Source organism: Acetobacter sp. (assembly GCF_047723915.1).
Classification (GTDB): domain Bacteria; phylum Pseudomonadota; class Alphaproteobacteria; order Acetobacterales; family Acetobacteraceae; genus Acetobacter.
The window spans coordinates 28839-54119 of the sequence record NZ_JBDOBQ010000018.1 but is presented as its reverse complement, the minus strand read 5'-3'; the positions used below and the strand labels follow the sequence as shown (position 1 = coordinate 54119).

Annotated in this window: 21 protein-coding genes; 8 read left to right on the top strand and 13 right to left on the bottom strand. The window is 63.1% G+C overall.

Translation table 11 applies throughout. The features are described 5' to 3' along the window. Positions 1 to 71: 71 nt before the first annotated feature. From sdhD to ABF990_RS10410, 3 genes are all read right to left on the bottom strand, one after another. Positions 72 to 485, bottom strand: coding sequence for a succinate dehydrogenase, hydrophobic membrane anchor protein (gene sdhD, locus ABF990_RS10420; protein ID WP_415491375.1), 414 nt, complete (start codon positions 483 to 485; stop codon positions 72 to 74). A 1-nt stretch (position 486) separates the two neighbouring features. Next, entirely contained in the window at positions 487 to 960 is a 474-nt protein-coding gene (sdhC, locus tag ABF990_RS10415; RefSeq protein WP_415491376.1) for a succinate dehydrogenase, cytochrome b556 subunit, read from the bottom strand. 137 nt (positions 961 to 1097) lie between these two features. After that, positions 1098 to 2120 (bottom strand): aspartate-semialdehyde dehydrogenase, encoded by a 1023-nt coding sequence (locus tag ABF990_RS10410; RefSeq protein ID WP_415500415.1) that lies wholly within the window; start codon positions 2118 to 2120, stop codon positions 1098 to 1100. Positions 2121 to 2605: 485 nt separating this feature from the next. Here ABF990_RS10410 and ABF990_RS10405 point away from each other — a divergent pair, with 485 nt between their 5' ends. The 4 genes from ABF990_RS10405 to ABF990_RS10390 all read left to right on the top strand — a co-directional run bounded on the left by ABF990_RS10405 (position 2606) and on the right by ABF990_RS10390 (position 7455). Then, on the top strand, positions 2606 to 3754 hold the full coding sequence (locus tag ABF990_RS10405; protein WP_415500416.1) for an NAD(P) transhydrogenase subunit alpha: 1149 nt from the start codon (positions 2606 to 2608) through the stop codon (positions 3752 to 3754). Next, complete coding sequence (locus ABF990_RS10400) at positions 3754 to 4095, top strand: NAD(P) transhydrogenase subunit alpha (protein WP_415500421.1); 342 nt, start codon at positions 3754 to 3756, stop codon at positions 4093 to 4095. The genes ABF990_RS10405 and ABF990_RS10400 overlap by 1 nt, the downstream gene beginning before the upstream one ends. A gap of 1 nt (position 4096) precedes the next feature. Then, positions 4097 to 5512, top strand: a complete 1416-nt coding sequence (locus ABF990_RS10395) for an NAD(P)(+) transhydrogenase (Re/Si-specific) subunit beta (protein ID WP_415500417.1) — start codon at positions 4097 to 4099, stop codon at positions 5510 to 5512. Between the two features lie 551 nt (positions 5513 to 6063). Beyond that, positions 6064 to 7455, top strand: a complete 1392-nt coding sequence (locus ABF990_RS10390) for an NAD-dependent succinate-semialdehyde dehydrogenase (protein ID WP_415491380.1) — start codon at positions 6064 to 6066, stop codon at positions 7453 to 7455. 186 nt (positions 7456 to 7641) lie between these two features. Here the strand turns inward: ABF990_RS10390 and argE are convergent, their stop codons facing one another. From argE to ABF990_RS10355, 7 genes are all read right to left on the bottom strand, one after another. Further along, complete coding sequence (gene argE / locus ABF990_RS10385; protein ID WP_415491381.1) at positions 7642 to 8802, bottom strand: acetylornithine deacetylase; 1161 nt, start codon at positions 8800 to 8802, stop codon at positions 7642 to 7644. Between the two features lie 95 nt (positions 8803 to 8897). Further along, entirely contained in the window at positions 8898 to 11378 is a 2481-nt protein-coding gene (locus ABF990_RS10380) for a TonB-dependent receptor (protein ID WP_415491382.1), read from the bottom strand. A gap of 175 nt (positions 11379 to 11553) precedes the next feature. After that, positions 11554 to 12948 carry a purine-cytosine permease family protein gene (locus tag ABF990_RS10375; RefSeq protein WP_415491383.1) on the bottom strand — a complete coding sequence of 465 codons (1395 nt, stop codon included), beginning with the start codon at positions 12946 to 12948 and terminating at the stop codon, positions 11554 to 11556. Between the two features lie 33 nt (positions 12949 to 12981). Beyond that, positions 12982 to 13776, bottom strand: a complete 795-nt coding sequence (locus ABF990_RS10370; RefSeq protein ID WP_415491384.1) for an amino acid ABC transporter ATP-binding protein — start codon at positions 13774 to 13776, stop codon at positions 12982 to 12984. Next, a complete protein-coding gene (locus tag ABF990_RS10365; protein WP_415491385.1) occupies positions 13773 to 14483 on the bottom strand; it encodes an amino acid ABC transporter permease in 711 nt (236 codons plus the stop codon). The genes ABF990_RS10370 and ABF990_RS10365 overlap by 4 nt, the downstream gene beginning before the upstream one ends. A gap of 9 nt (positions 14484 to 14492) precedes the next feature. Further along, positions 14493 to 15362, bottom strand: coding sequence for a substrate-binding periplasmic protein (locus tag ABF990_RS10360; protein WP_415491386.1), 870 nt, complete (start codon positions 15360 to 15362; stop codon positions 14493 to 14495). Then, positions 15359 to 16174, bottom strand: a complete 816-nt coding sequence (locus ABF990_RS10355; protein ID WP_415491388.1) for a phytanoyl-CoA dioxygenase family protein — start codon at positions 16172 to 16174, stop codon at positions 15359 to 15361. The genes ABF990_RS10360 and ABF990_RS10355 overlap by 4 nt, the downstream gene beginning before the upstream one ends. A gap of 224 nt (positions 16175 to 16398) precedes the next feature. On the opposite strand from ABF990_RS10355, the gene ABF990_RS10350 reads away from it, so the two are divergent. Genes ABF990_RS10350 through ABF990_RS10335 form a run of 4 tightly spaced genes read left to right on the top strand, consistent with a single transcriptional unit; the run spans position 16399 to position 20645 of the window. Continuing rightward, positions 16399 to 17589, top strand: coding sequence for an aminotransferase class I/II-fold pyridoxal phosphate-dependent enzyme (locus ABF990_RS10350; protein ID WP_415500418.1), 1191 nt, complete (start codon positions 16399 to 16401; stop codon positions 17587 to 17589). 55 nt (positions 17590 to 17644) lie between these two features. Further along, entirely contained in the window at positions 17645 to 19072 is a 1428-nt protein-coding gene (locus ABF990_RS10345) for an FAD-binding oxidoreductase (protein ID WP_415500422.1), read from the top strand. After that, positions 19069 to 19647 carry a HutD family protein gene (locus tag ABF990_RS10340; RefSeq protein WP_415500419.1) on the top strand — a complete coding sequence of 193 codons (579 nt, stop codon included), beginning with the start codon at positions 19069 to 19071 and terminating at the stop codon, positions 19645 to 19647. Before ABF990_RS10345 ends, ABF990_RS10340 begins: the two co-directional genes overlap by 4 nt. Positions 19648 to 19688: 41 nt before the next feature. Further along, positions 19689 to 20645 (top strand): isopenicillin N synthase family dioxygenase, encoded by a 957-nt coding sequence (locus ABF990_RS10335; RefSeq protein ID WP_415491391.1) that lies wholly within the window; start codon positions 19689 to 19691, stop codon positions 20643 to 20645. Between the two features lie 176 nt (positions 20646 to 20821). Here ABF990_RS10335 and ABF990_RS10330 read toward each other — a convergent pair whose 3' ends face one another. Genes ABF990_RS10330 through hutU form a run of 3 tightly spaced genes read right to left on the bottom strand, consistent with a single transcriptional unit; the run spans position 20822 to position 25202 of the window. Then, positions 20822 to 21964, bottom strand: a complete 1143-nt coding sequence (locus ABF990_RS10330; protein WP_415500420.1) for an alpha-hydroxy acid oxidase — start codon at positions 21962 to 21964, stop codon at positions 20822 to 20824. Beyond that, a complete protein-coding gene (gene hutH, locus ABF990_RS10325; RefSeq protein WP_415491393.1) occupies positions 21964 to 23511 on the bottom strand; it encodes a histidine ammonia-lyase in 1548 nt (515 codons plus the stop codon). The genes ABF990_RS10330 and hutH overlap by 1 nt, the downstream gene beginning before the upstream one ends. A 5-nt stretch (positions 23512 to 23516) precedes the next feature. After that, positions 23517 to 25202: a urocanate hydratase gene (hutU, locus tag ABF990_RS10320; protein ID WP_415491394.1), complete on the bottom strand. Its 1686-nt coding sequence runs from the start codon at positions 25200 to 25202 to the stop codon at positions 23517 to 23519. Between the last annotated feature and the right edge of the window lie 79 nt (positions 25203 to 25281).

Below are 25281 nucleotides of genomic sequence, written 5' to 3'. Positions count from 1 at the left end.
GGTTCATGCCGCCGCGTATCCGGCCTGCCCGACAGCGGCACATCATTCTCGGTTCTGTGGTGAAAGCCCGGTTATTTCGCCGAGCTGCTGCTTGCCACCAGCTTGATCACTGCGAACACCCCCAGAAGCCCCAGGAGCGACGTGCCGATCTTGACCAGCAGGCGGGCAGGCACATGGGCCTTGCCATGCACGTAATCGTCCACGATCACCTGCAACCCGACCTGGGCGTGGTAGAAAGTGGTAATGATCAGGGCCGCCAGCATGGTGGCGTTCACGGGCTTGCCGCCCCATTTCACCACCTCGGCATGGTCGGCGCCGCCAAGGCGGAACATCTGCACGACGAACCAGGTGGACAGCGGCAGGAGCGACGCCGCCGACGTGCGTTCGGCCCACCAGTGGCCCACGCCGGAATGACCGGCACCCAGTCCACGCGCGCGCCCAAGCTGGGAACGCATTGTCTCGATATGAGGAACAGACGCATTCATCTCAGACTGCCTTCCCTGCTTTGGCCCGACGGGACCGCCGGCATGCGGCGACACACAGCAGCGCGGACGCCAGCACCGTGCTTGCGCCCACCGCCACGCCCACGGCCACCGGGCCGTCCTTGTTCAGTTCTTCCTTGTCGTAGCGGTGCCCGCAATCCCAGATGAGATGGCGAATGCCGCCCACGGTGTGGTAGATGACCGATGCCAGCCAGCCGACCAGCACAAGCTGGCCCAGCGGGTTGCCCGTTACCTTGCGCGCCGTGGCGAAGGCCTTGGGCCCCTTGGCGGCGGCCCCCAGCCAGAACACGCCAAGCGCGGCCCCGGCTGTGGCGATCACACCCGTAATACGGTTCGAAATGGAAAGAACCATGGAAAGTCGGTAACGGTAGACCTGCAGATGCGGCGACATGGGCCGCTCGATCAACGTGCCGTCACTTCGGCTCCCTACATAGAGGGCCTTGCGGATATCCTGCATTTGAGCCTCGTACCCCGTCTTCTTTCACCCCGCCGGAACCACGCCCGGCGGGTTTGCATCGTTTTGTCCTACGCCCCGCCCCTTCCGGCGGTCAATTCAGCGGGTCAACACGACACCGAGAGGGGGAGGATTCTCACTCAGGCGTGTGCGGGAAGCAGGTCCAGCGCGATCATGGTCTCGGCGATCTGCACGGCGTTCAAAGCGGCCCCTTTCCGCAGGTTATCGGACACGCACCAGAACGCGAGGCCGTGCGGCACGCTGGGGTCGACACGAAGGCGTGAGACATAGCTTGCATCCTCACCCACGCATTCGATCGGGGTGACGTATCCGCCATCCTCGCGCTGGTCGAGCAGGATCACCCCTTCGGCCTCGCGCAGGGCGGTGCGGGCGCGTTCAAGGTCCACGGGTTCGGCAAATTCCGCGACAATCGCCTCGGAATGGCCGACAAACACCGGCACGCGCACGCAGGTGGCCTGCACCTCCACCTCGGGGTCGAGGATCTTCCTGGTCTCGACTCGCATCTTCCATTCTTCCTTGGTCGCGCCGTCATCCATGAAACGGTCGATCTGGGGAATGCAGTTGAAGGCGATCTGCTTCTGGAACTGTTCGATCTTGGGCGGATCGTTCACGAAGCTGCCCCGTGTCTGCGAAAACAGTTCGTCCATGCCGTCATTGCCCGCGCCGGACACCGCCTGGTAGGTGGCCACCACCACGCGCTTGAGGGTGAACAGGTCGTGCAGGGGCTTGAGGGCGACCACCATCTGGATGGTGGAACAGTTCGGGTTGGCAATAATGCCGCGCTTCGCACCCTTGAGGGCGAGCGGGTTCACCTCCGGCACCACCAGCGGCACATCGGGCTCCATACGGAAGTGGGAGGTGTTGTCGATGACGATACAGCCCGCCTTGGCGGCGATGGGCGCGTATTTGGCAGACACGGACCCGCCGGGGGAAAACAGGCCGATATCCCACCCCTTGAAATCGAAGGTTTCCAGGTTCTGCACCTTGAGAACCCGGTCGCCGAACGACACCTCGCGCCCCGCGGAACGGGGGGATGCCAGCGCCACGATATCGTCCACGGGAAATTCCCGCTCGGCCAGGGTCTTGAGGATTTCCCTCCCCACTGCACCCGTGGCCCCTACGACAGCAACCCGATAACCCATGATCCACCTTTTCCGATCTCGTGATGATACCGCCCCACAGACGGGGCCGGACGATTGGCCGCAGACCCTAGACGATTCGCCCCGCAAAGGGAATTGCCCGCCCCATGCGCCAACCATGCCCCGGCCGCGCTGGCACCCTGCCCCGACTCGCCCCCCGCGCTTGCGGGACTCGGGCAACGCCTGTCCGCCGCGTGGGCGCAAACCGCAGGCGCAAGACACCCCACCCCGCAGGCGCGACCGACTTGCCCGCTGCCTTCATTCATATGGAAACCGACTAACATCTATACGAAAACAAAAAAAATATTGAGCAGGTTCCGCCTCTTGTTGTAACAAACATGGTTTCGACACATTCAACACGGCGAAAAAACAGCACAGCGGCGTGACCATGAAACGCACGCCGTAAGGCGACGTTCTGACTCGCGCCTTCCTGTGCACCAGTCTTGTTTCCTGTGTTGTCTTCACCGTCAGATGCGGACCAGAATACTGTGAGTCTTACAATCGCCATCCTCAAGGAAACCCAGCCCGACGAAAAACGGGTTTCCATGATCCCCGCCGTAGCCCAGCGCCTCGCCAGGCTGGGAGCCAGCCTGATCGCCCAGCAGGGTGCGGGGGCAGCCGCCACCTACACCGACGACAGCTATACCCAGGCCGGGGTAAGCCAGGTTACGGACCGCCCGAGCCTTGTCGCCGGGGCCGATATCGTCCTGGCCGTGCAGCCCCCCGACATCGAGACCGTCAGGGCCATGAAGCCGGGCAGCCTGCTGGTGTCCTTCATTTACGCCCAGAGCCAGCCAGAACTGATCAAGGCGCTGCGCGACGGGCGGATTACCACCTTCGCCATGGAAATGATCCCGCGCATCAGCCGTGCCCAGGCCATGGACGCCCTGTCCAGCCAGGCGGCCCTTGCGGGCTATTACGCCCCCCTGCTGGGCAGCGTGCACATGCAGAAAATCCTGCCCATGATGACCACCGCCGTCGGCTCGCTCCGGGCCGCGCGGGTGCTGGTCATGGGGCTGGGGGTCGCGGGGTTGCAGGCGCTGGCGACGGCGCACCGCCTTGGCGCGATCTGCGAAGGGTACGACGTCCGCCCCGAAACGCGTGAACAGGCGGCCTCGGTCGGGGCCAAGTTCGTCGATACCGGCGTGGACGCCACGGGTACGGGCGGCTACGCCCGCGAACTGACGGATGACGAAAAAGCCAGGGTGCGCACGGTGCTGAGCCAGCATATCGCCCAGGCGGACATGATCATCACCACCGCCGCCATACCTGGCCGCCGCGCCCCGCGCCTGATCGACGCGGCCCAGCTTGCCGCCATGAAGGAAGGCTCGGTCGTGGTGGACATGGGTGCTCCCAGCGGCGGCAACTGCGAAGGCACCCGTGTGGGCGAGGTGATGAAAGTAGGCCCCGTGACACTGGTTGGCCCCACCAACCTGCCCTCCTGCCTGGCGGCCCAGGCGAGTGAGCTTTACGCCAAGAACATTTACGCCCTGCTCGAACAGGTCGTGCATGAGGGCGCCCTTGCCCCCGATTTTTCCGATGCCGTCATAAGCGGCACCACGCTGACCCATGACGGCGCCATTACCAACGACGCCGTAAGGCAACTGGTCGAAAACAGCCCGGCGGAGAGCGCATGATGGCGAGTGCTACATCCATGACCTTTGTCATTGCCCTGTATATTTTCATGCTGGCCGCGTTCACGGGCTATGTCGTGATCAGCCGCGTGCCCTCCATCCTGCATACGCCGCTTATGTCGGGGTCGAACTTCATTCACGGCATTGTCGTGGTGGGCGCGCTCAATGCGCTGTTCAACGCCACCACGCTGCCCGAACAGATCATTGGCTTTGTGGGGGTGTTCCTGGGGGCTGGCAACGTCATGGGCGGCTATGTGGTGACAGACCGCATGCTGGCCATGTTCCGCCCCAGCCAGAAAACCGAGCCACAGAAACCCGAACCTACAAAACAGGGTCAGCCGTAAGATGTTTGTCGAATATTGCGTTGGGCTGAGCGGGCTGGTCGCCTCGGGCCTGTTCATTTACGGTCTCAAGGCCATGGCTTCGCCCGTGACGGCGGTGGCGGGGATCGTTGCCGCCGGATACGGCATGCTGTTCGTTGTGGCGGCGACCTTCCTGAACCTGTTCAACATTACCCCCGAAGCCCGGCCGCACCTGCTGGTCAATGTGGGGCTTGGGGTGGCCGCCCTGCTGCTGGGCAGCCTGTGGGCGGGCTGGCGCGGCCGCACCGTGCAGATGACCAGCATGCCCCAGATGGTGGCCATTTTTAACGGCATGGGGGGCGGTTCGGCCGCCGCCCTGGCCGCCGTGGAACTGCTGGGCAACCACGAAATCGCGCTGCTGCCGCTGAGTGTAGCCGTAATCGGCGCGCTGATCGGCTGTGTCTCGCTCAGTGGCTCGCTCATTGCCTGGGCCAAGCTGGACGGGCGGATCAGAAAACCGTTCCGCTTTGCGGGGCAGCGCGCCTTCAACGCTGTGCTGTTCGCGGTCACGGTGGTTCTGGCCGTGCTGGCCGTGGTGCAGTACGGCACGCCATCGGCCGAACTCCCGCGTGACCTGTTCTTCGGTGCGGCGCTGCTGTTTGGCGTCTGCATGACCCTGCCCATCGGCGGGGCGGACATGCCGGTGCTGATCTCGCTCTACAACGCCTTTACCGGGCTGGCCGTGGGGCTTGAAGGCTATATCATGAACGACCCCGCGCTCATGATCGCGGGCATGGTGGTCGGGTCGTCCGGTACGCTGCTGACCGCCCTTATGGCCAAAGCCATGAACCGGTCCCTGACCAATGTGCTGTTCAGCAATTTTGGCGAAACAGCCGCGGGCGGCAAAGGCCCCGAAGGGGAAATGACCGCCGCCGACCCGGCCGATGCTGCAACCACCATGCGGTATGGCGCCAGCGTGATCATTGTGCCGGGTTATGGCCTGGCCGTAGCCCAGGCGCAGCAGAAGCTGTACGAGTTCGTCAAGATTCTGGTGGCCGCCGGGGTGGACGTGAAATTCGCCATCCACCCGGTTGCCGGGCGCATGCCCGGACACATGAACGTGCTGCTGGCCGAAGCAGGCGTGCCGTACGACATGATCTACGACATGGAAGACATCAACGACAGCTTCGCCACCACCGATGCCGCCCTGATCATCGGCGCCAATGACGTGGTGAACCCCGAAGCGTTGACCGACAAGGCATCGCCCATTTACGGCATGCCCATTCTCAACGCCTACAAGGCGCATCAGGTCTTTGTCATCAAACGCGGGTCGGGCACCGGTTATTCCGGGGTGGAAAACCCGCTGTTTTTCCAGAAAAACTGCACCATGGTCTTTGGCGACGCCCAGGCCGTGCTGTCCAAAATGGTCGAGGCCGTCAAGGCGCTGGGCAGCACCTGACCCGCCGGGCGGGGCTACCCCCGCCGGGTCACAAACACGCGAGCACAGGGAACCCGCACGCCCGTTCAGGCGCTTTGGCCGGATGGAAGCGTGCGGGTTCACCAGACATCACAACTCGGCGGACAGGGCCTTTCAGGGGTTTCCAGGTCCGGGGTGGTGGATTTATACAATACGGGCAGGGGTGGGGACCATCGGTCCCCGTCATGACGCCCCGGCTACAATCCGGGCCACACGATACCGGGCCATGGTGCGCCCGACACCCCCACGCTCCTGCCTGCTGCAAGCGCATTCGCGGCAAGGTTCAGCCAGCAGGAGTCAACCGACAGGGTTCAGCCACCATGGCCTCTGTCTGGCGGTGGACCAATACCAGTCACGCCAGCCCGTCAGGGACCGCACCATTCAAGGCCCCGGTGCATTTTTGCCCCGCATGCCGGCCAATCCGTCTACCGACTGCCACCGGCCAGCCGCGCGAAAACGACCATGCTCCGCGCCACAGATGCGGACCATGAAAGCCTGACAGACCGGGCTACAAACCAGAAGGAGCGAGAAACATGGCATACGCGACCATCAATCCGTTTACCGAGGAACAGCTCAAGGTTTTCCCCAACACCACACCGGCCGAAATCGAAGCCGCCCTTGCAAAAGGCCACGCCGCCTTCCTGACATGGAAGAACACGCCCATTGCCCAGCGGGCGCGCATTCTGCAGAACGCCGCCGACATCCTGCGCGCCAATCTGGACGACTATGCCAGGCTGCTGACCGTGGAAATGGGCAAGCTTTTTGCCGAAGCGCAGGCCGAGACCGAACTGTCCGCCGCCATTTTCGAATATTACGCCCTGAACGCCGAACGCCTGCTGGCCGCTGAAATCCTGCCCGTGGCCTCGCTCAAGGAAGGGCGTGCGAAAATCGTGTTCGAGCCCCAGGGCATTATTCTGGCGATCGAGCCATGGAACTTCCCCTATTATCAGGTAGCCCGTATTATCGCGCCGCAGCTTTCGGCGGGGAATACGGTCATTCTCAAGCATGCGTCCAACGTGCCGCAATCCGCAGCACTCATGGACAAGCTGATGCGCGACGCAGGCCTGCCCGAAGGCGGGTTCCAGAACCTGTATCCCACGCATGAACAGCTCAACACCATTATTGCCGACCCGCGCGTACGCGGCGTAGCCCTGACCGGATCGGAAGGAGCAGGGGCCAAGGTCGCATCGGAAGCGGGGCTTGCGCTGAAAAAATGCACCATGGAACTGGGCGGGTCCGACGCCATGGTGGTGCTGGCCGACGCCGATCTGGAAAAAACCGTGAAATGGGCCGTGTTCGGCCGCCACTGGAACAGCGGTCAGGTCTGTGTCAGCGCCAAGCGCATGATCGTGGAAGACGGCATTTACGACAGTTTTGTCGAACGCTACCGCAAGGGCGTTGCGGCCCTGCGCATGGGCGACCCCATGGACCCCAACACCACGCTGGCCCCCCTGTCGTCCCGCGCGGCGGTGGAAGGGCTGAAACAGCAGGTGGCCGACGCCGTGGCGCATGGTGCGAAGGCCGAGGAAATTCCGCTGGAAATGCCCAACAAGGGCTGTTTCTTCCGCCCGGTGCTACTGAGTGACGTAGAAGAAGACAACCCCGCCCGCCTGTGGGAATTCTTCGGCCCCGTCACCATGCTGTTCCGCGCGCGCGACGCCGAACACGCCATTGCCATCGCCAACGACTCGCCTTACGGCCTGGGTGGCTCGATCTTTACCGGAGATGAGGAACGGGGCGCCGAACTGGCCCGCCAGATCGATACGGGCATGGTGTATATCAACCACCCCACCATGGTCAAAGCCGACCTGCCCTTTGGCGGGGTCAAGCGTTCGGGCTTCGGGCGGGAACTGCTGGGCCTGGGGCTGAAGGAATTCGTCAACGCCAAGCTGATCGATATCGTAGGGCTGGACGACCCGTTCTAAGCACAAAACCCGCGCTGGCGGCTTCGGGCTGCTTTTACCGGCAGCCTTCAGCCGCCACCCGGGCAGCGGCCGTCAAGGCAGCAGCGATCGCAGGAGCCGGACTGCCGCCGGGGCCGGGACTACCGGGGCAACCGCCCCAGGTGGCAGGCGCCCCTGCCACCCGGCAACGCGACGTTTCGCGGTGTTTCAGGTCACGATGGCGCGCAGGAAACGCTCGCACCGGGCAAGCTGGTCCAGCGTCACGTATTCGTCCGGCTTGTGGGCCTGCACGATCGAGCCGGGACCGCAGACCAGCGTATCAATTCCCACACCCTGGAACATGCCCGCTTCCGTACCGTAGGACACGCATTCGCAGGTCTGGGTATCCAGACGGGCCTTGACCACATCCAGCGCTTCACAGGTGCGGCTGGCAAGGGCTGGCACGTTGGCGCGCCGGCGCAGCGTAACCCCGGCCTGCGGGTCCTGCGCGCGCATGAGGGGCAGAATCTCGTTATCGATATGCGCGCGGATCGCGCCTTCTATGGCGTCGGCACTGTGGTTGGGCAGAGAGCGGAACTCAAACGTGAAAAAGCACGACGGGGCCACGGTGTTCGACGATATCCCGCCCTCGATCGTGCCGACGGAAACCGTGCTGTACGGCGGGTCGAACGCCATGTCCTGCCCTTCCTCCGCACGGAAGGACTCAGCCAGAAGGCGCAGGAATTCGATAATCCGCGCGGCGTAGTTGATGGCGTTCACCCCATCCTGCGGACGGGAGGAATGGCTGGATTTGCCCACCACGCTGCATTCGAACACGCGGGACGCCTTGTGCGCCGTGACCGGGGCCATGTCCGTGGGTTCGCCCACGACACATGCGCGTGGATGATACCCGCGCGCCACAAGGTCCCGGATCATGAGCGGAGCCCCAAGGCAACCCGGTTCCTCATCGAACGAGAACGCGTAATGCACCGGGTGTTCGGGCTGCCTGCGGGCAAAGTCCTCGGCCAGGGCTGTGGCCACACCCAAAAACCCCTTCATGTCGCATGCGCCGCGCCCGTACAGCCTGCCATCGCGCAAAGTGGCCTGGAACGGATCGGACGACCAGTCCTGCCCCACCACCGGCACCACGTCGGAATGCCCCGACAGCACCAGCCCGTTCAGATACGCGCCAGACCGACCTGGCAGGGTGGCGAACAGGTTCGCCTTCGTACCTTCATCGTTCCGGGTCAGCGCCACGTCCATGCCCAGGCCACGGAAATGCCCGGCCACATCCTCGATCAGATCAAGGTTGGAGACAGAAGACACGGTAGGATAGGCGATCAGCCGGCTGATCCAATCAAGGGCATTCTGGCTGGGCTGTAACGACATGGGGTAAGACGCGCTCCTGTGGCGGCACATGAATAAAAAAAGGCCGGGGTCGCAACGATAGCGCGCCCCGGCCCTGCTTGCCTATATCCGTGCGCTTAGAAATTCGCGCTGACGGAGCCGAAGAACATGCGCGGCGCACCGACCAGGAAGGACTGGTAAGCCATAGCCCCCTGGGAAATGCTGACCGGGTTGCCGTTTTCGCCCATGGTCGAGATGTAACGCGTGTTCTGCAGGTTCGTGACGCTGAAGGACAGGGTCAGATCCTTGACGCGGTTCAGGTTGCGCTCCACCGCGGGAATGCGGCTGAAGTTGTACTGCAGACCCAGATCGGACATCCAGTAGGCAGGCACCTTGACGTCGCCCACATAGCTGAAATTCCGGTGGCTGGTGAAGCTGGCATCCGCATAGGCGGTCAGCCCCTGATACGCATAGGACAGACGGGTCTTATACATGAAGCGCGGGTAGTTGATGATCTGCACGCCCTTGGTGTGATAGGACACGCCCGCTTCTGTCAGGTTGTTGTCATACGTCGCGTGGTTGTAGCTGAAGCTGTTGGTAAAGGTCAGGCGCGGCAGCAGCAGCACGGTCAGACCGGCATCCACACCGTTCATGGTCACGCCACCCACGTTGGCCACCGTGGACACGGGATTGACGGCCGACCCGGACGTGATCTGCTGCAGGCGGTTGTTGAAGTTCGTGCGATACCCGTAAAGCGACAGGCCCACCCGCGGCGAGGAATACCGATACCCGACAGCATAGGTCCAGTCCGTTTCAGGACGGAAGGAGGCGCGACCGGCATCGAACGCCGACTGCGTGACCGCGAAGGGCGATGCACAGGTCTTGTAGCCGCACTGCGCGTAGGTGTGAACGTTTTCTGAAATATCGAAGAACAGTTCGTGGTGTTTGAGGAAGTTCCAGTCCGCGCTGATATGCGGCAGGAACGGCTTGGACGTGGTCAGGCCCACACCGCTGGCAAGCTGCGTGCCCGCGCCGTAATAGTCGGGATTGGCATAGCCGTTGCCCACACGCGTGGTGCTGAGCACCGACTTGAAACCGAAATGCAGGGCAAGGTTTTTGACGGGGTGGTACGTGTCCTGCACGAACGCCGTAAAGGTGTTGGTGCTGTAATCCTGGTTGAAAATCTTGGCGAAGGGGTTCTTCCAGTAGTTCAGCGGGTTCGGCAGGGCGGATGTAAGCTGCCCGTTCACGATATTGGGCATCTCGAAATCATATTGGGGAGACTGGTAGCTGTTGTTTTCGTACCAGACACCGCCGCCCAGATCGTTGTTATGCGTGGTGTAATGCGCCTGTGACAGAACCCCGAAGCGACGGATACCCGGCGCCTTGCGCAGTTCGGACAGCGGAGACCCGTTGGGGGACGGGAAATACGGCGTGGTCCAGGTGGACTGGTTGGTTTCGCCGTGCCCATAAGCCGTGGTGTCCCAGGTCACATGGTCATTGAGCTTGAGATGCGCTTTTACGCCGCCGAAATAATCCTCGCTGTTGAGCGTGGCGTCGTAATAGGCGGAGTCCTGCGGGTCTTCCAGACCGGCGAAGGAGGCGGGGAAGATATTGTTGGCAGCATTGATCGCCGCCTGAAGGCCGCTCTGCTTGCCGTTATAATAGTTCGTGACGTTGTAACCGACTTTCTTGATCACTTCGGGCGATGCATCGGCCGTGGAGAACTCATGCTGGTCAGCCCAGTCGAAAAAGGCCGAAATCGAGCTTTCTTCACCCAGGGGCTGGACGAGCTTGGCGTTGACCTGCTGGATGAACTGGTCGCCCGTGCCCTTCCAGATCTGGCCGTCCTGACGCATGTACGAGGTGTAAAAACGCGTGCCGGTCTTGTTCAGGTCACCGCTCTCGAAACGCAGAAAGGTGTGATAATTGCCGTAGCTGCCAAAGCCCTGGCTGACCGTACCGCCCAGCTTGTGCGACGGATCGCGCGAGATATAGGCCAGCGAACCACCCAGGTTGTTGGTTGCCGCGACCGATTCCGCACCGGCGGACTGCGAAACGTCGATCCGCGCCACGTTCTCGGACGAAATCGCAAGAATGGAGTTCAGGCCGTTATAGTTACGCAGGGACTGCTCGCCCATGGGCATGCCGTCAAGCGTAAAGCCGATTTCCGACTGCTGGAACCCATGCATGAAAAGCTGCTGGGACCAGATGTCGATCCCCTGCCCGTCCCCGGACTGGAACATGACGCCGGGCAACTGGCCCAGTGTTTTCAGCGGGTTTGTGCCCGCAGGGGCCTGCGACAGCAGCTTCTGGCTGACGGTTACCAGCGTGCCGCGCGTGATATGATGGGCCTTGACGTCGTACGTTTCGGAGGTGGAGCTGAGATAATAGGCCGGCTCCTTGGCGGCGGCCGTCGTGGGCGCTGCCGCAACCTTGCCCGAGCGTGCAGAAGCCGCTGGCGCAGCAGCATGGGACGCGGGCTGCGCCGCATGATGCGCCTTGACAGCGGCTTTTTTAACTGCGGGCGATGCCTCCTGCGCGAATGCGGCACCCGCGCCCAGAGAGACGAGCGTGGTCGAAAACAGACAGAGTTTCGATAACGAGACGCTTCGCATTTTATTCACCTGTACACACCACGTTTCAATATCAAGGACGCGCCGGGACATGCTGTACCCTGCCTGCCTGTCTGACATACCTGCTGGCGAATGCCGCGACGGTCCTTGTTGCTTCTGGAAAAACCTATGTTGTCTATACGAGTATAGTCAACAACAATTCATGTCGGATATGCAATTAAATTGCTGTGTTGCTCCGACGCATCGCCAGCCAGTACACAAGTGCCGTCAGCGCAAGGCCGAACACCCACGACAGATCGGCCCCGCCAAAGGCCCTGGCGACCGGGCCTTCATAAAGCTCGTTCGCGAGAAAGGGAATCTGCGCGACCAGGCCAAAGGCATAGGACAGGAGTGCCCGCATGTTGAACCGCCCGTAAACCCCGCCATCGCGCGCGAAAAAGGACGGCAGGTCATACGCGCCATGGCGCAGCACGTAATAGTCGACCAGGTTGATCGCCGACCACGGCACCATGATGGCCATAAGCAGTTCCAGAAAACCCGTATAGGCGGCATCGAACCGGCCCGCCATGGCAATGGCCTCGAGCAGGGCCACGACCAGCAGCGCGACGGTCAGGCCAATACGCCAAGACGGGCCGAAATGGCGGCGCGGCGACACGGTCTGGAACACGGTAATGGAGGACAGCGCGCCGCAATACAGGTTCATGGCATTGGCGATGATGATACCAAGGGCCAGCACCGCCAGAACGGGGGCTGCAAAACCACCCAGTTCGTTATGCAGGACGGCCGTGACATTGGCGCCGGTAACGATACCCACCAGCATGGCCACGAACGACCCCAGCGCGCAGCCCCAGTACGTGGCATGAAAAGCCAGGCGTTCCCCCGCGCGGCTGCTGGGCAGATAGCGCGAATAATCCGAGACGTAGGGGGCGTATGCGATCTGCCACAGGGCGGCAAGCGACATGGCGCCCAGAAAACCCGGCACGGTGTCATGCCCGCCGCCCAGCCACCACCCGGCGTCAAGCGGGACGTGGCGCAGGGTCACGACAAGGCAGATTGCCACCGCCGACCCGCAGAACAGCGAGGCAAAACGTGTCGCGACATGAATGGCGCGGTAGCCGAGTACTGCGGGAACGAGCGAAAGCAGCGCCACCACCACCATGCCGGGCACCCCGCCCACATGGCTGTCCATGGTGGCGAGCCCCTGCGCGCCCAGCACGAGGTTGGAAGCCGAAAACCCCAGGAACATGATCACGATCAGCGCTGTCATGGGGGCCGCACCCAGCATGCCGAACTGCGCGCGGGACTGCACCATCTGCGGAATGCCAAGATGGGGGCCCTGGGCCGCGTGCAGGGCCATGAAAAGCCCGCCAACCAGGTTGCCCACCACCGCCGCCAGCAGCGCTGTCAGGGGGGAGAGATGGAACGTCCCACGCATGACGCCACCGGTGGTGACGGTCAGCATGGTCATGTTCGCGCCGAACCACAGGGCGAACAGGTCACGCGCCCGGCCATGCCGTTCGGATTCCGCAACGGGATAGATGGTCTGGAATTCAACCGCCGAATCGGGAAGGAAATCGGGGTCGTGTTCGCTAACCCCTGTCTGGACCGTCATGACCGGACTGTTCCGGAATGGAAAAGACGGGGTTCAACCATGAGTAACCTCCATGAACGCGCGAATGCGCGCATGCGCGTCCGAACCAAAAATTTCACTAACAGGCGCGCTTTCCGCAATCCGCCCGCCTTCGCAGAAATGGATCGTTTGCGCAATGGAACGCACGAAGCGCATTTCGTGGGTGACGATCAGCATGGTCATGCCTTCGGCCGACAGGTCGCGGATCACGCCCTGTACGCCCTGCACCAGTTCGGGGTCCAGCGCGCTGGTCGGCTCGTCGAACAGGATCAGGCTGGGGGACATGGCAAGGGCGCGGGCAATGGCCACACGCTGCTGCTGCCCGCCCGAAAGCTGGCGGGGGTAAAAATCCGCACGGTCCAGCAGGCCCACACGGGCAAGGCAGTCCCGCGCCCGGTCGCGCGCTTCCGCCTTGCTGCGGCGCAGGACCACGACCTGCCCCTCCATGACGTTTTCCATCACGGTGCGGTGCGAGAACAGGTTGAAATGCTGGAACACCATGGGCATGCGGGCCCGGGCGGCCTGCACCGTGCGCTCGGGGGCGATCTGCACACATTCCCCGGCCTGCCAGCACAGCGGCGTGCCGAACACCGTGATTTCACCCGCATCGGGGCGTTCGAGAAAATTGATACAGCGCAGAATGGTCGACTTGCCGGCACCACTTGAACCGATCAGGCAGGCGATCTCACCTTCGTGCAGGGACAGGTCCACCCCCCTGAGAATGGCGTTACCCCGAAAAACCTTGTGCAGGCCGCGTATTGTCAGAATGGGTGCGGAAGCATCCGTCCGTTCGCCAGGCTGTACGGTCATCGCGCGCCCTCCTTGTCCATGGTCAATGGCACGCTCACGGTCTGGCGGCGGTCCTGGGGGGTCAGCCGCAGTTCGATATAGCGGATGACCCGTGCGCTGGCGAAACTCATGACGAAATAGATGATCGCCACCATGATATAGGTGTTCATGCTGTCGAACGTGTCGGAAATGACGATTGTCGCATGGCGCAGCAGTTCGTTGACCGAAATGAAGGACACAAGCGAGCAGTCCTTGAGCAGGGCGATGAAATACCCCCCCAGCGTCGGCAGCGACGCCAGGGCCGCCTGCGGCACGATCACACGGCGGTACACCGCGACACGCGACATGCCCAGCGACACCGCCGCCTGCCGCTGCCCGCTATCCACCGCCAGAATGGCAGCGCGGAACACCTCGGACAGATAGGCCGCGAGGTTGAGCGTAAGCCCGGCTATGCCCGCCCAGAACGCATTGAGCACGATCCCGATTTCGGGCAGGGCGAAATAGATCAGCAGTAGTTGCACGATCAGCGGCGTGTCGCGCACCACCTCGACCAGCGCGTCGAGCGGCCAGCGCACCAGCCGGCTGGTGGCCATGCGCCCCACGGCCAGCACAAACCCCAGCAGCGTGCCCAGCAGCATGGAAATAAGGGACAGCTCGATCGTGACGAGCGCGCCCTGCAACAGAAAGGGCAGGTGCTCGGGCACTTCATGGAAAAAGAAATTATACATGCGCTGTGCTCAATCCTGTCCCGGCACCCTGATCAGGTGGTCCTGCTGGGGTTCCCACACATCGTAGCGCTTGAGAATCGCGCGTAGCGTTCCATCCGCGCGCATGCCCTCAAGTGCGGTATCGATCGCCGCCAGAAGGTCCGGACAGGCCTCGCGCACCACAACTCCTTCGCTCCCCAGCCTGTAGGACGCGGCGGCCTCCGCCCTGGCCCATCGCGGCTTGGGCGTGTAGAACACCGGATCGCCAATGGTGCGCAAGCCCTGAAAATGCGCCCGCTGCGCCTGAAGCGTGCCCTGGTCCACCACAATGGCGTCGATCTGCCCGTTGCGCAGGGCAATGAACGGATCACCGAACGTATCGTAATCGGCCACGGACGCGCCAATACCCTGTTCCACGAGCCGGTGGGCGGTGGCGGAATCGTTCGTGCCTGAAACCGAACCGATGACCTTGCCCTTCATGTCGGCCAAGCTATGGATGGGGGAATCCTGCGGGACGATAATATAGTCGTACAGCATGAAATACGGTGTCGAGAACAGCACATGGCCCAGCACCCGGCGTTCCTGCGTGATGTTGGTGTCGGACAGGATGATGTCCCATCGCCCGGCCTTGAGCCCCGGCACCATGGTCGCCCATTCGGTAATGATGAACTCCGAACGGGGCAGGCCCATGCGCCGTGTCAGCTCGCTCAGCACATCCGCGTCAATACCGTGATAGACACCGTTCCTGTCCTGCCAGAGGGAGGGATGCGCCCCCAGCAGCCCGTTGCCCACCCGCATGACGCCGGCCGCGCGGATGTCGTCCAGGCAGCCCGCGCGCGCGGCTGGCGCCCAGAACAGCGCCGCAGCCGCAAGCCCGCACAGAAGGTGGCGCGCCCTCACGTCGGACAGGAATACAGAACGGGAAAGTCGTCAGCCACCAGCGGGTCGCCGTCGCGCAGGGTCAGGTGCGCGAGCGGCGGAGACCCCTTGCCGTTACGGTCGGCAAAGGTCGCGCCCTCTCCCACCAGCCGGGCAGAGAACACGCGCCGGCGGTTAACCGCGCCCAGCGTTGCCGCAGCGCCGTGAACGGTGCCGAAATCGAAGGCGACGGCATCGCCCGGGGCCATGTCCCAGCCCAGGATCCGGTACGCATCGCGGTTGGCGTCGATATCGGGCATGGGGGTGCTGTCGTCGCCGGCGTAAAGGGGGGTGCCGTCAAAGCGCATGGGCTTGTGGTCCATGCCCCATTGATGCGACCCCGCAACACATTCCAGCGCGTTGGACGCGGGCACGGGGTCGAGCGGAATCCAGAGGCTGACGGTTTTGGGCCCGCGCGCGCAATAATAGGGCCGGTCCTGGTGCCAGGGCGTGACAATGGAGGAGCCGGGTTCCTTGACCAGCACATGGTCGTGGAAAAACCGGACCTCACGCGCGCGCAGCAGGGCCGCGGCGACTGCGCCCACACCCGACTGCTCCACAAACGCACGGAATTCGGGAATGCGCTGCCAGTTGCACAGATCCTGAAAAAACGGGGCCGAGCCTTCGGGCTGGTAGGACCGTTCCAGCGGGCTGGGGTCGGCCATCAGGCGATCCACCCCGGCGCGCAGGGTTTCGACCCAGCCGGCAAAGACGCCGCGCAGGACAACGGCGCCATCGCGCTGGAAGGACTCGACGTCTTCAGGTCCGGGAATGGCTGATACGATCTGTGTCATGATTCAGGAAATCCCACGCGGCTGAAACTGATGTGACTCTATGTTGTCTGTACAAGATAGGTCAATCTCATTTCGAAATGATATGGGATATTTTTCTCCGCAACTCCGAGATTCAGTAGAGATATTACGCCCTTTCCCGCATACGGCGGCGGCGAACTAATTCCGCTCGACCAACGAATTCTAATGTGCTTGTATGTACAAGATTGAACAGGAGAAACCCGGTCATGTCCTCCAAACCCGCCGCAACAGCCAGTTCCCGCGCCCCCGCCTGCCGGCCGGAAGTGGCGCATCTTCCGCCTTACAATGCCGGGCTCAGCACCCAGGCCGTTCAGGCGCGGTACGGTGTGTCCACCATCAGCAAGCTGGGCAGCAACGAAAACCCCTATGGTGCACCGTCACCTGTTCATGACGCTCTCGCGGGGCTTGGCCACAAGGTGGCACTCTACCCCGAAGCCGACCAGGCGCTCAAGGACGCACTGGCCCGGCATATGGGCGAATCCCCCTCCCGCATCGTGCTGGGCAACGGGTCCGAGCAGATCATTCACATGATCCCCGAAGCCTATGTCAGCGCGGGCGACAGGGTCGTGACCGTGCTGCCCTCCTTCGGGCTGCATATCCTCACCTCCGAGATGATGGGCGGCGTCGTGGAGGCGGTGCCGGTCACCGCCGAGTGCGAATTCGACCTGCCCGCCCTGCATGCGGCTCTGGCGCAGCCCGTCAAAATGCTGATTTTTTCCAACCCGTCCAATCCGGTCGGCTGCATGATGGGGGCCGCCGACCTGCGCGCCCTTATTGCCGCCTGCCCGGCGGACTGCCTTGTCGTGGTGGATGAAGCCTACCGCGAATACGCCGAAACGGACCCCGCCTACCCCGATGCCCGCGCCATCCTGCGTGAGCAGGAACGCCCCTGGATCGTGCTGCGCACGTTCTCCAAGGCCTATGGCCTGGCCGGGCTCCGAATCGGCTACGCCATTACGTCCGACGACTCCATCGCCCATACGCTGGGGCTGGTGCGCGATCCGTTCAACACCAACATTGCAGCCCAGCTTGCAGCCCTGGGGGCGCTGGACGGCATGGCCGAAATGCGCCAGAGCATTGAAAAAACCAACCACGCGCGGGAAAGCCTGCGGACCGAACTGCACCGGCTGGGGCTGAAGGTCGCGCCGTCCTACGGCAACTTCCTGTTCTTCGAAACCGCAATGTCCTCCGCGGATCTGGCCGAGGCCCTTCTGCACCAGGGCATTATTGTCAAACCCTGGAAGGAACGGGGCTACACGCACTGGACGCGTGTGAGCATCGGCCTGCCCGAAGACACCGCACGCTTCCTGGCGGCCCTGACCGCGATCCTGGCCGCGCAGCCTGCCGGGCAGTCCGCCGGGCAGGCGACTGGCGCCCGCGCGACGGTCGAGGCATAAACCAGCACAGGCCCCGCCCCCGCACATGACAACACCAGATACGCGAACACCCGACATGACAGCCCAGACCATGACCGTTGAAAACCGCATAGACGCCGCCATTGCCGAACTGGCCCCGCATTTTGCAGAGCGCCTGTCGCGCAACCCGTCCGTGTGCGAACTGCACGCGCATGGCGAAGGCTACCATGAGCGGCATTTTCCCCATGCCGTGGTTTTTGTGGAAAGCACGCAGGATGTCTCGCACGTTCTGCGGGTGTGCAACACATGGCGGGTGCCCGTGGTCCCCTTCGGGGCCGGCACCTCGCTCGAAGGGCAGGTCAACGCTGTTGAAGGCGGTATTTCGCTCGACCTGTCCCGCATGGCCGAGGTGCTGGAAGTCAACGCGGGAGATATGGACTGCCGCGTGCAGGCCGGTGTCACGCGCCATGCCCTGAACGCCTACCTGCGCGACCAGGGGCTGTTCTTTTCCGTCGATCCGGGCGGTGAAGCCACGATCGGCGGCATGTGCGCGACCCGCGCATCGGGCACGGGGGCGGTCCGCTACGGCACGATTCGTGAAAACGTGCTGGGCCTGACTGTTGTTCTGGCCGATGGCCGGATCATGCAGGTGGGCCGACGGGTGCGCAAGTCGGCCATGGGGTATGACCTTACGCATCTGATGATCGGTTCCGAAGGCACGCTGGGCATTATTACCGAAGTGCAGCTCCGCCTGCATGGCGTGCCCGAAACCCTGGCCGCCGCAGTCTGCCAGTTCGACACGCTGGCCGACTGCGTGCAGACCGCCGTACAGGTCATGCAGATGAGCGTGCCCATCGGCCGCATGGAACTGCTCGATGACGTGCAGATGGACGCCTGCATCCGCTTTTCAAAACTTGAGGGTTTTCGCCCCGTCCCCACCATGTTTTTCGAATTCGCGGGCGGGCCGGAAGCCGTGCGCGAACAGGTGGCCATTGTCGAGGAAATCGTGGCCGAAAACAGCGGTTCGGCCTTTACCTGGAGCACCCGCGAGCAGGAACGCGCCGAACTGTGGAAAGCCCGCCACGCGGTTTTCTGGGCGTGTCTTGCCTACCGGCCCGGTTTTACCGGTATTTCGACCGATGCCATCGTGCCGATCTCGGCCCTGACGGACATGATCCTGGGTGCAAAGAAAGATATCGAGGAATCGGGCATTACCGCCCCCATCGTAGGTCATATCGGCGATGGCAACTTCCATACGGTCATGCTGGTCCCGCCGGGAGAAGACGGTCTGGCCCGAGCGCATGAACTGGACCGCAAGATTATTGCCCGCGCGCTTTCGCTCGGCGGGTCCGCCAGCGGTGAACACGGCGTGGGGCTGGCCAAGATGGAGTTCATGCCCGACGAGCACGACGGCGTGGCGCTGGATGTCATGCGCGCCATCAAACATACGCTGGACCCCAACGGGATTCTCAACCCCGGCAAGCTGCTCCCGCCCGTGAGCAGCCGGGCCGACCTGCCGGCATGAGCATGATTTTTGCGGAACTGGACGGCTTTCCCCTCGTGCCATGGCGCAACGGAGCGGGAAAAACGCGGGAAATCGCCGCAAGTCCGGCTGGCAAGGACGGTGCGGCGGGTTCGCTGTGGCGTATAAGCCTGGCCTCCATCACACGGGACTGCGCGTTTTCGTTCTTTCCCGGTTTTGAGCGCAGCCTTGCGCTGGCATGCGACGGCACACTCACCCTGAACGGGCTGAGCACGGGCCCGCGCATTCTGCAGGATGCTGGCGATATCGTGCATTTTTCGGGGGATGAGGCGGTTTTTGCCACATGCCATGCCGCACCCGTGCAGGCCTTCAACCTGATGGCGGTCCCGACACTCGGGGCCACAATGCACTGCCATACACGGCCCACCGACCTGGCCCGCGACCATATGGCGTTTCTGCTGCCCCTGGGCGGCGCATGGCGGCTTGAAGGCCACGAGACCCTTCTGGCCCCCGGCATGATCGCCATTGGGGCAACAGGCGCGCAGCCCCTGCACGCAACACCGCAGATAGACCGCCCGGGCTGTCTCGTGAGCGTGCTTCTTCCCACCCTATCCTGATCCCCTTTTTCAGGGTCCCCTTTTCAGAGACAAGGTACATCATGAGCGAGACGGCGTATCTCCCCATCATTGATCTGAGCCTTGCATTGCAGGGCGACTATGCCACGGCGGGCGCGCAGATCGGCCACGCGTTCACCACCTCGGGCTTCTGCTACGTGCGCAATCACGGCATTCCCGAGGAACTGATCGAGCGTGTCCGCCATGAAGCGTTCGACTTCTTCCATGCCCCCATGGAAGAAAAACTGGCCTGCAAACCCAAGGAAGCCGTACGCGGCTTCAACGCGCTCAACCGTACCATCATGTATGGCGCCGATAACCCCGATTATAAGGAATTTTTCCAGATCGGGCTGGAACTCCCCCCGGATGATCCGGCCGTGCTGGCGGGACAGCCGCTGCGCGGCCCCAACCAGTGGCCCGCAGGCCGCCCTGCCTTCCGCACCGCGATGGAGGATTATTTCGAAGCCGTAGGAGCATGCGGGCAGGCCCTGCTGCGCGCGGTTGCGTGCTCACTTGGTATTGCACCCGATTTTTTCATGGGAAAATACGACCGTCCGCTCCAGCGGACGCAGGCCATCTGGTATCCGCCCCACCCCGCTGAACGCGAACATGACCAGTTCGGCGTTGCCCCCCATACCGATTACGGGTGCATTACACTGCTCTGGCAGGACGGTGTTGGCGGGCTGGACGTGCAGGGGGCCGATGGCAACTGGATTCCCGCCCCGCCCATTCCCGGCACGCTGGTCATCAATATCGGCGATCTTCTGTGCCGGTGGTCGAACAACCGCTATCATTCCAACATGCATCGGGTCACAAACCGTTCCGGCAAGGAACGCCTGTCGATCGCGACTTTCTACGACCCGGACTACGATGCGATCGTTGACCCCCGCGACCTGAACCTGCCTGCTGGTACAGAGGCGTTTTTTGAACCCGTATCCGCCGGGGACTATATCATCGGCCGTATCAGCGAGTCACAAAAACCCAAAGCGCAAGCCAGCTGACATCCGGCCCGTTGCCAGCCACCGTCTCCAACACGACGTGACTGGCAACGGCGGGCGCCAGCAGGCAATGGCCCACCCGTTCCGCGCGGGCGCGCGACGCAACACGCCACGTTATGCCAGACATTGGTTATGAAAAATTATTGAAAAACGCGTGATTTTTGTCGGTTACGCGCGTTTCAGAACTGCCACAGCGCATTACGCCCGACGTTGCGCACCGCCGCAATGTCGGGCAGGCCCGCCAGCGCCATGACATCCGCCACTTCACGGGCCAGCGTGTCGAGCGCAAGCCCCACGCCCCGCGCACCCTGCGCGGCAAGGCCCCAGGCCCATGGCCGCCCGATGGAAACCGCACTGGCCCCCAGTGCAAGGGCCGCGACCACATCGCCCCCACGGCGGATACCGCTGTCGAGCATGATATCGATCTGCCCGCCAACGGCCTGGGCGATCAGGGGCAGCACATCCAGCGTTGCCGGTGCCGGGTCCATCTGCCGTCCGCCATGGTTGGAGACGATCAGCCCGTCAGCCCCGATCTGGACGGCACGGAGCGCGTCATCGGGGTGCATGATACCTTTGACGACAAGCGTGCCGTCCCATGTCGCGCGCAGCCAGGCCAGGTCGTCCCAGTCCAGGCCCGCGTCGATCTGGGCCACCACGTCACGCGCCTGGGCCATGACCCCGCGTGATGACGTATAGGCGGCAATGTTGCCCACATTCGGCATGGCGCCACCCCGCACCTGGCCGTACAGCCAGGACGGATGGCGCAGAAGCCCCGCCATCTGCATTGCCGTGGGCCTTGCAAGATGCCGGAACCCGTTGCGCACGTCGCGTTCGCGCACGGGGGTAATAGCGGTGTCGATCGTCAGGATAATACCGTCCATGCCGCAGGCCCGCGCACGGTCCAGCATGTCGCGCGTCAGTGCGCGGTCACGGAAAACGTAGATCTGCGCCATGAGATCCGCACCCGTGGCGGCTACTTTTTCCATGGGTGCGATGGAGAAGGTCGAAACCCCCATACCCACGCCGCGCTTGTGGGCGGCATAGGCGGCACCCTGTTCGCCGTGGGCATGGAACATGCCCGCGAACCCCACAGGGGCCACGAACACAGGCAGGGACCATGACCGGCCAAAGCACTGTGTCGTCAGGTTTATGGCAGAAACGTCGCGCAGGCCACGGGGCGTGACACCCCATTGCGCGAAGGCCGCACGGTTGCGCGCCATGGTACGTTCACCATGGGCGCCCCCGTCAATATAATCCGCAAAAAGTCGCGGCAGCCGATGGCGCGCCTGTTCGGACAGTCCGGCAAACGCGCCATCGTCCATCAGACAGCCTCAAGCGTTGGCAGAGCCCGTGTGCCGGACACGGCTTTTGTCAGCACACCCGATGCGATCAGGGCATTGGCTGCTTCCATATCCGTGGTGAACAGCCGGTCCTGGGCAAAGAACGGCACCTGTTCGCGCAGCGCCGCCGCCGCCCGCACAAGTGCGTCGGACGATGTGAGCGGAGCCAGGAAGTCCAGGCCCTGCACGCTTGCCAGATACTCGATGCCCAGAATGGTGCGCACGTTGTCGTTGATATCTCCAACGCGCCGGGCTGCAAACGTGGCCATGGACACGTGGTCTTCCTGGTTGGCGGAGGTGGGCAGGCTGTCCACGCTGGCAGGATGGGCCAGTGTCTTGTTCTCGGACGCGAGAGCCGCCGCCGTCACCTGCGCGATCATGAAGCCGGAGTTTACACCGCTGTCATTGACCAGGAAGGGCGGCAGGCCGCTCATGCTCGGGTCGACCAGCAGGGCAAGGCGACGTTCGGCAATCGCACCGATTTCGGACACCGCGATCGCCATGAGGTCGGCGGCGATGGCGACAGGTTCGGCATGGAAGTTACCGCCCGAGATCATTTCGTCCGTATCGGGGAAATGAATGGGGTTGTCGGACACTGCGTTGGCTTCGACCAGCAGCACGCGCGCCACATGACGCAGGCTGTCCAGCGCTGCGCCCATGACCTGGGGCTGGCAGCGCAGGCAGTACGGGTCCTGCACGCGTTCATCCCCTTCCAGATGAGAGGCGCGGATACCCGAACCCTGCATGAGGTCGCGATAGACGGCGGCGCATTCGATCTGCCCGATCTGGCCACGCAGCGTATGCAGGCGCGGGTCGAACGGCGCATCCGTGCCGCGTGCCGCGTCCAGCGTGAGCGAACCCGTGACCAGTGCTGCCTGGAAAAGCTGTTCGGCATCGAACAGGGCCACCAGCGCCAGCGCGGTGGAGGTCTGCGTGCCGTTCAGCAGGGCGAGCCCTTCCTTGGGGCCAAGCACCACCGGTTCGAGACCGGCGGCACGCAGGGCGTCCGCACCCGGCAGGCGCTCGCCCTTGAAAAAGGCTTCACCCTCACCGATCAGCACGGCGGACATATGGGCCAGCGGCGCCAGATCGCCCGACGCCCCGACAGAGCCTTTTTCGGGAATGACGGGAATGACGCCACGGTCGAGCATGTCCAGCAGCAACTGCACGATCTGCGGACGCACGCCCGAGAACCCACGCCCCAGACCATTGGCCTTGAGCAGCAGGATCAGACGCACGACCCGTTCGGACAGCGGCTTGCCGATACCCGCCGCATGGCTGAGCACGAGATTGCGCTGGAGGTCGCGCAGCCTGTCATCGGGGATACGGGTTTTGGCCAGTTTGCCAAAACCTGTGTTCACACCGTAAACGGCGGCCCCACCTGCCACGATCCGGTCAACCGAACGCGCGGCTTCGGCCAGAATATCCAGGGCCGCGGGGTCCAGTGTCACGGACGGTGTTTCGAACACGAAGCGCCGCAGGGTGGCCAGGTCGAGCTGGCCGGGAGTAAGAACGAAACTATTGGCCATTGGTCTCAGCCTTTTGTAATCATGGGCAGATCGAGCCCTTTTTCCTTGGCGCAGGATACGGCAATGTCGTACCCCGCATCGGCATGGCGCATGACGCCGGTCGCGGGGTCGTTCCACAGCACGCGTTCAAGGCGCTGGGCCGCTTCCTCCGTGCCGTCAGCCACGATCACCATGCCCGAATGCTGCGAGAAGCCCATGCCTACGCCGCCGCCATGGTGCAGGGAAACCCACGTCGCACCCGAAGCGGTGTTGAGCAGCGCATTGAGCAGCGGCCAGTCGGACACGGCGTCCGAACCGTCGCGCATGGCTTCGGTCTCGCGGTTGGGGCTGGCGACGGAGCCGCTGTCCAGATGGTCGCGACCGATGACGATCGGGGCCTTGAGTTCGCCCTTGGCCACCATTTCGTTGAACGCCATGCCAAGGCGATGACGGTCGCCCAGACCCACCCAGCAGATACGCGACGGCAGACCCTGGAAGTGAATCTTCTCGCGCGCCATGTCCAGCCAGTTGTGCAGGTGCTTGTCGTCGGGCAGCAGTTCCTTGACCTTGGCGTCGGTCTTGAAAATATCTTCCGGGTCGCCCGAAAGTGCGGCCCAGCGGAACGGACCCACGCCACGGCAGAACAGCGGGCGGATATAGGCCGGAACAAAACCGGGGAATGCGAACGCATCCTCGCAGCCGACTTCAAACGCCATCTGGCGGATGTTGTTGCCGTAGTCGAAGGTCGGAACACCCATGCGGTGGAACGCCACCATGGCTTCGACATGCAGCCTCATGGACTCCTTGGCTGCTTTCTCAACCGCGGCCGGGTCCGTAATCCGCATTTTCTCGGCGTGTTCGAGGGTCCAGCCCGCTGGCAGGTAGCCATTGAGCGGATCATGGGCCGATGTCTGGTCGGTCACGCCGTCGGGGCGGATACCGCGCCGCACCAGTTCGGGGAACACTTCGGCCGCGTTGCCCAGCAACCCGACAGAGACGGGCTTGCCACTCTTGCAGGCGGCATCGATAATTTCCAGCGCCTCGTCCAGCGTGTCCACCTTGCGGTCGAGGTAGCCGGTCTGCAGGCGCTTTTCGATGCGGCCCGGTTCACATTCCACGGCCAGCATGGATGCCCCGGCCATGACAGCGGCCAGAGGCTGCGCGCCGCTCATGCCGCCCAAGCCACCGGTCAGAATCCAGCGACCGGTCAGATCGCCGCCGTAATACTGGCGACCCATTTCGACAAAGGTTTCGTACGTGCCCTGAACAATGCCCTGGCTGCCGATATAGATCCACGAACCCGCAGTCATCTGGCCGTACATCATCAGGCCGGCGCGGTCGAGTTCGTTGAACTTGTCCCAGTTCGCCCAGTGCGGCACCAGGTTGGAGTTGGCGATCAGCACACGCGGCGCATTTTCATGCGTGCGGAACACGCCCACTGGCTTGCCGGACTGGACAAGAAGGGTCTGGTCCGCTTCCAGCGTGGTCAGGCTTTCGACAATGCGGTCGTAACATTCCCAGTTACGGGCTGCACGGCCGATTCCACCATAAACAACCAGTTCGGAGGGCTTTTCAGCCACTTCGGGGTCCAGGTTGTTCATCAGCATGCGCAGGGCTGCCTCGGTCTGCCAGGTTTTCGCGGTAAGTTGCGAACCGTGGGCCGCGCGGATGACACGATCGTTGGAAAGGCGGGATGACGTTGGGCTACTCATGGCGCACACCTTGACTGTACTTGTATATACATTCATGTGCCGCAGGTCAGGCGCCCCTGTCAACTTGAAAACGTAACGA

Excerpts from the sequence above, each read along its gene's own strand:
- sdhD (WP_415491375.1), bottom strand. The coding sequence starts at position 485 with ATGAATGCGTCTGTTCCTCATATCGAGACAATGCGTTCCCAGCTTGGG.
- sdhC (WP_415491376.1), bottom strand. The coding sequence starts at position 960 with ATGCAGGATATCCGCAAGGCCCTCTATGTAGGGAGCCGAAGTGACGGC.
- ABF990_RS10410 (WP_415500415.1), bottom strand. The coding sequence starts at position 2,120 with ATGGGTTATCGGGTTGCTGTCGTAGGGGCCACGGGTGCAGTGGGGAGG.
- ABF990_RS10400 (WP_415500421.1), top strand. The coding sequence starts at position 3,754 with ATGGCGAGTGCTACATCCATGACCTTTGTCATTGCCCTGTATATTTTC.
- ABF990_RS10395 (WP_415500417.1), top strand. The coding sequence starts at position 4,097 with ATGTTTGTCGAATATTGCGTTGGGCTGAGCGGGCTGGTCGCCTCGGGC.
- ABF990_RS10390 (WP_415491380.1), top strand. The coding sequence starts at position 6,064 with ATGGCATACGCGACCATCAATCCGTTTACCGAGGAACAGCTCAAGGTT.
- argE (WP_415491381.1), bottom strand. The coding sequence starts at position 8,802 with ATGTCGTTACAGCCCAGCCAGAATGCCCTTGATTGGATCAGCCGGCTG.
- ABF990_RS10380 (WP_415491382.1), bottom strand. The coding sequence starts at position 11,378 with ATGCGAAGCGTCTCGTTATCGAAACTCTGTCTGTTTTCGACCACGCTC.
- ABF990_RS10375 (WP_415491383.1), bottom strand. The coding sequence starts at position 12,948 with ATGACGGTCCAGACAGGGGTTAGCGAACACGACCCCGATTTCCTTCCC.
- ABF990_RS10370 (WP_415491384.1), bottom strand. The coding sequence starts at position 13,776 with ATGACCGTACAGCCTGGCGAACGGACGGATGCTTCCGCACCCATTCTG.
- ABF990_RS10365 (WP_415491385.1), bottom strand. The coding sequence starts at position 14,483 with ATGTATAATTTCTTTTTCCATGAAGTGCCCGAGCACCTGCCCTTTCTG.
- ABF990_RS10355 (WP_415491388.1), bottom strand. The coding sequence starts at position 16,174 with ATGACACAGATCGTATCAGCCATTCCCGGACCTGAAGACGTCGAGTCC.
- ABF990_RS10350 (WP_415500418.1), top strand. The coding sequence starts at position 16,399 with ATGTCCTCCAAACCCGCCGCAACAGCCAGTTCCCGCGCCCCCGCCTGC.
- ABF990_RS10345 (WP_415500422.1), top strand. The coding sequence starts at position 17,645 with ATGACAGCCCAGACCATGACCGTTGAAAACCGCATAGACGCCGCCATT.
- ABF990_RS10340 (WP_415500419.1), top strand. The coding sequence starts at position 19,069 with ATGAGCATGATTTTTGCGGAACTGGACGGCTTTCCCCTCGTGCCATGG.
- ABF990_RS10335 (WP_415491391.1), top strand. The coding sequence starts at position 19,689 with ATGAGCGAGACGGCGTATCTCCCCATCATTGATCTGAGCCTTGCATTG.
- ABF990_RS10330 (WP_415500420.1), bottom strand. The coding sequence starts at position 21,964 with ATGGACGATGGCGCGTTTGCCGGACTGTCCGAACAGGCGCGCCATCGG.
- hutH (WP_415491393.1), bottom strand. The coding sequence starts at position 23,511 with ATGGCCAATAGTTTCGTTCTTACTCCCGGCCAGCTCGACCTGGCCACC.
- hutU (WP_415491394.1), bottom strand. The coding sequence starts at position 25,202 with ATGAGTAGCCCAACGTCATCCCGCCTTTCCAACGATCGTGTCATCCGC.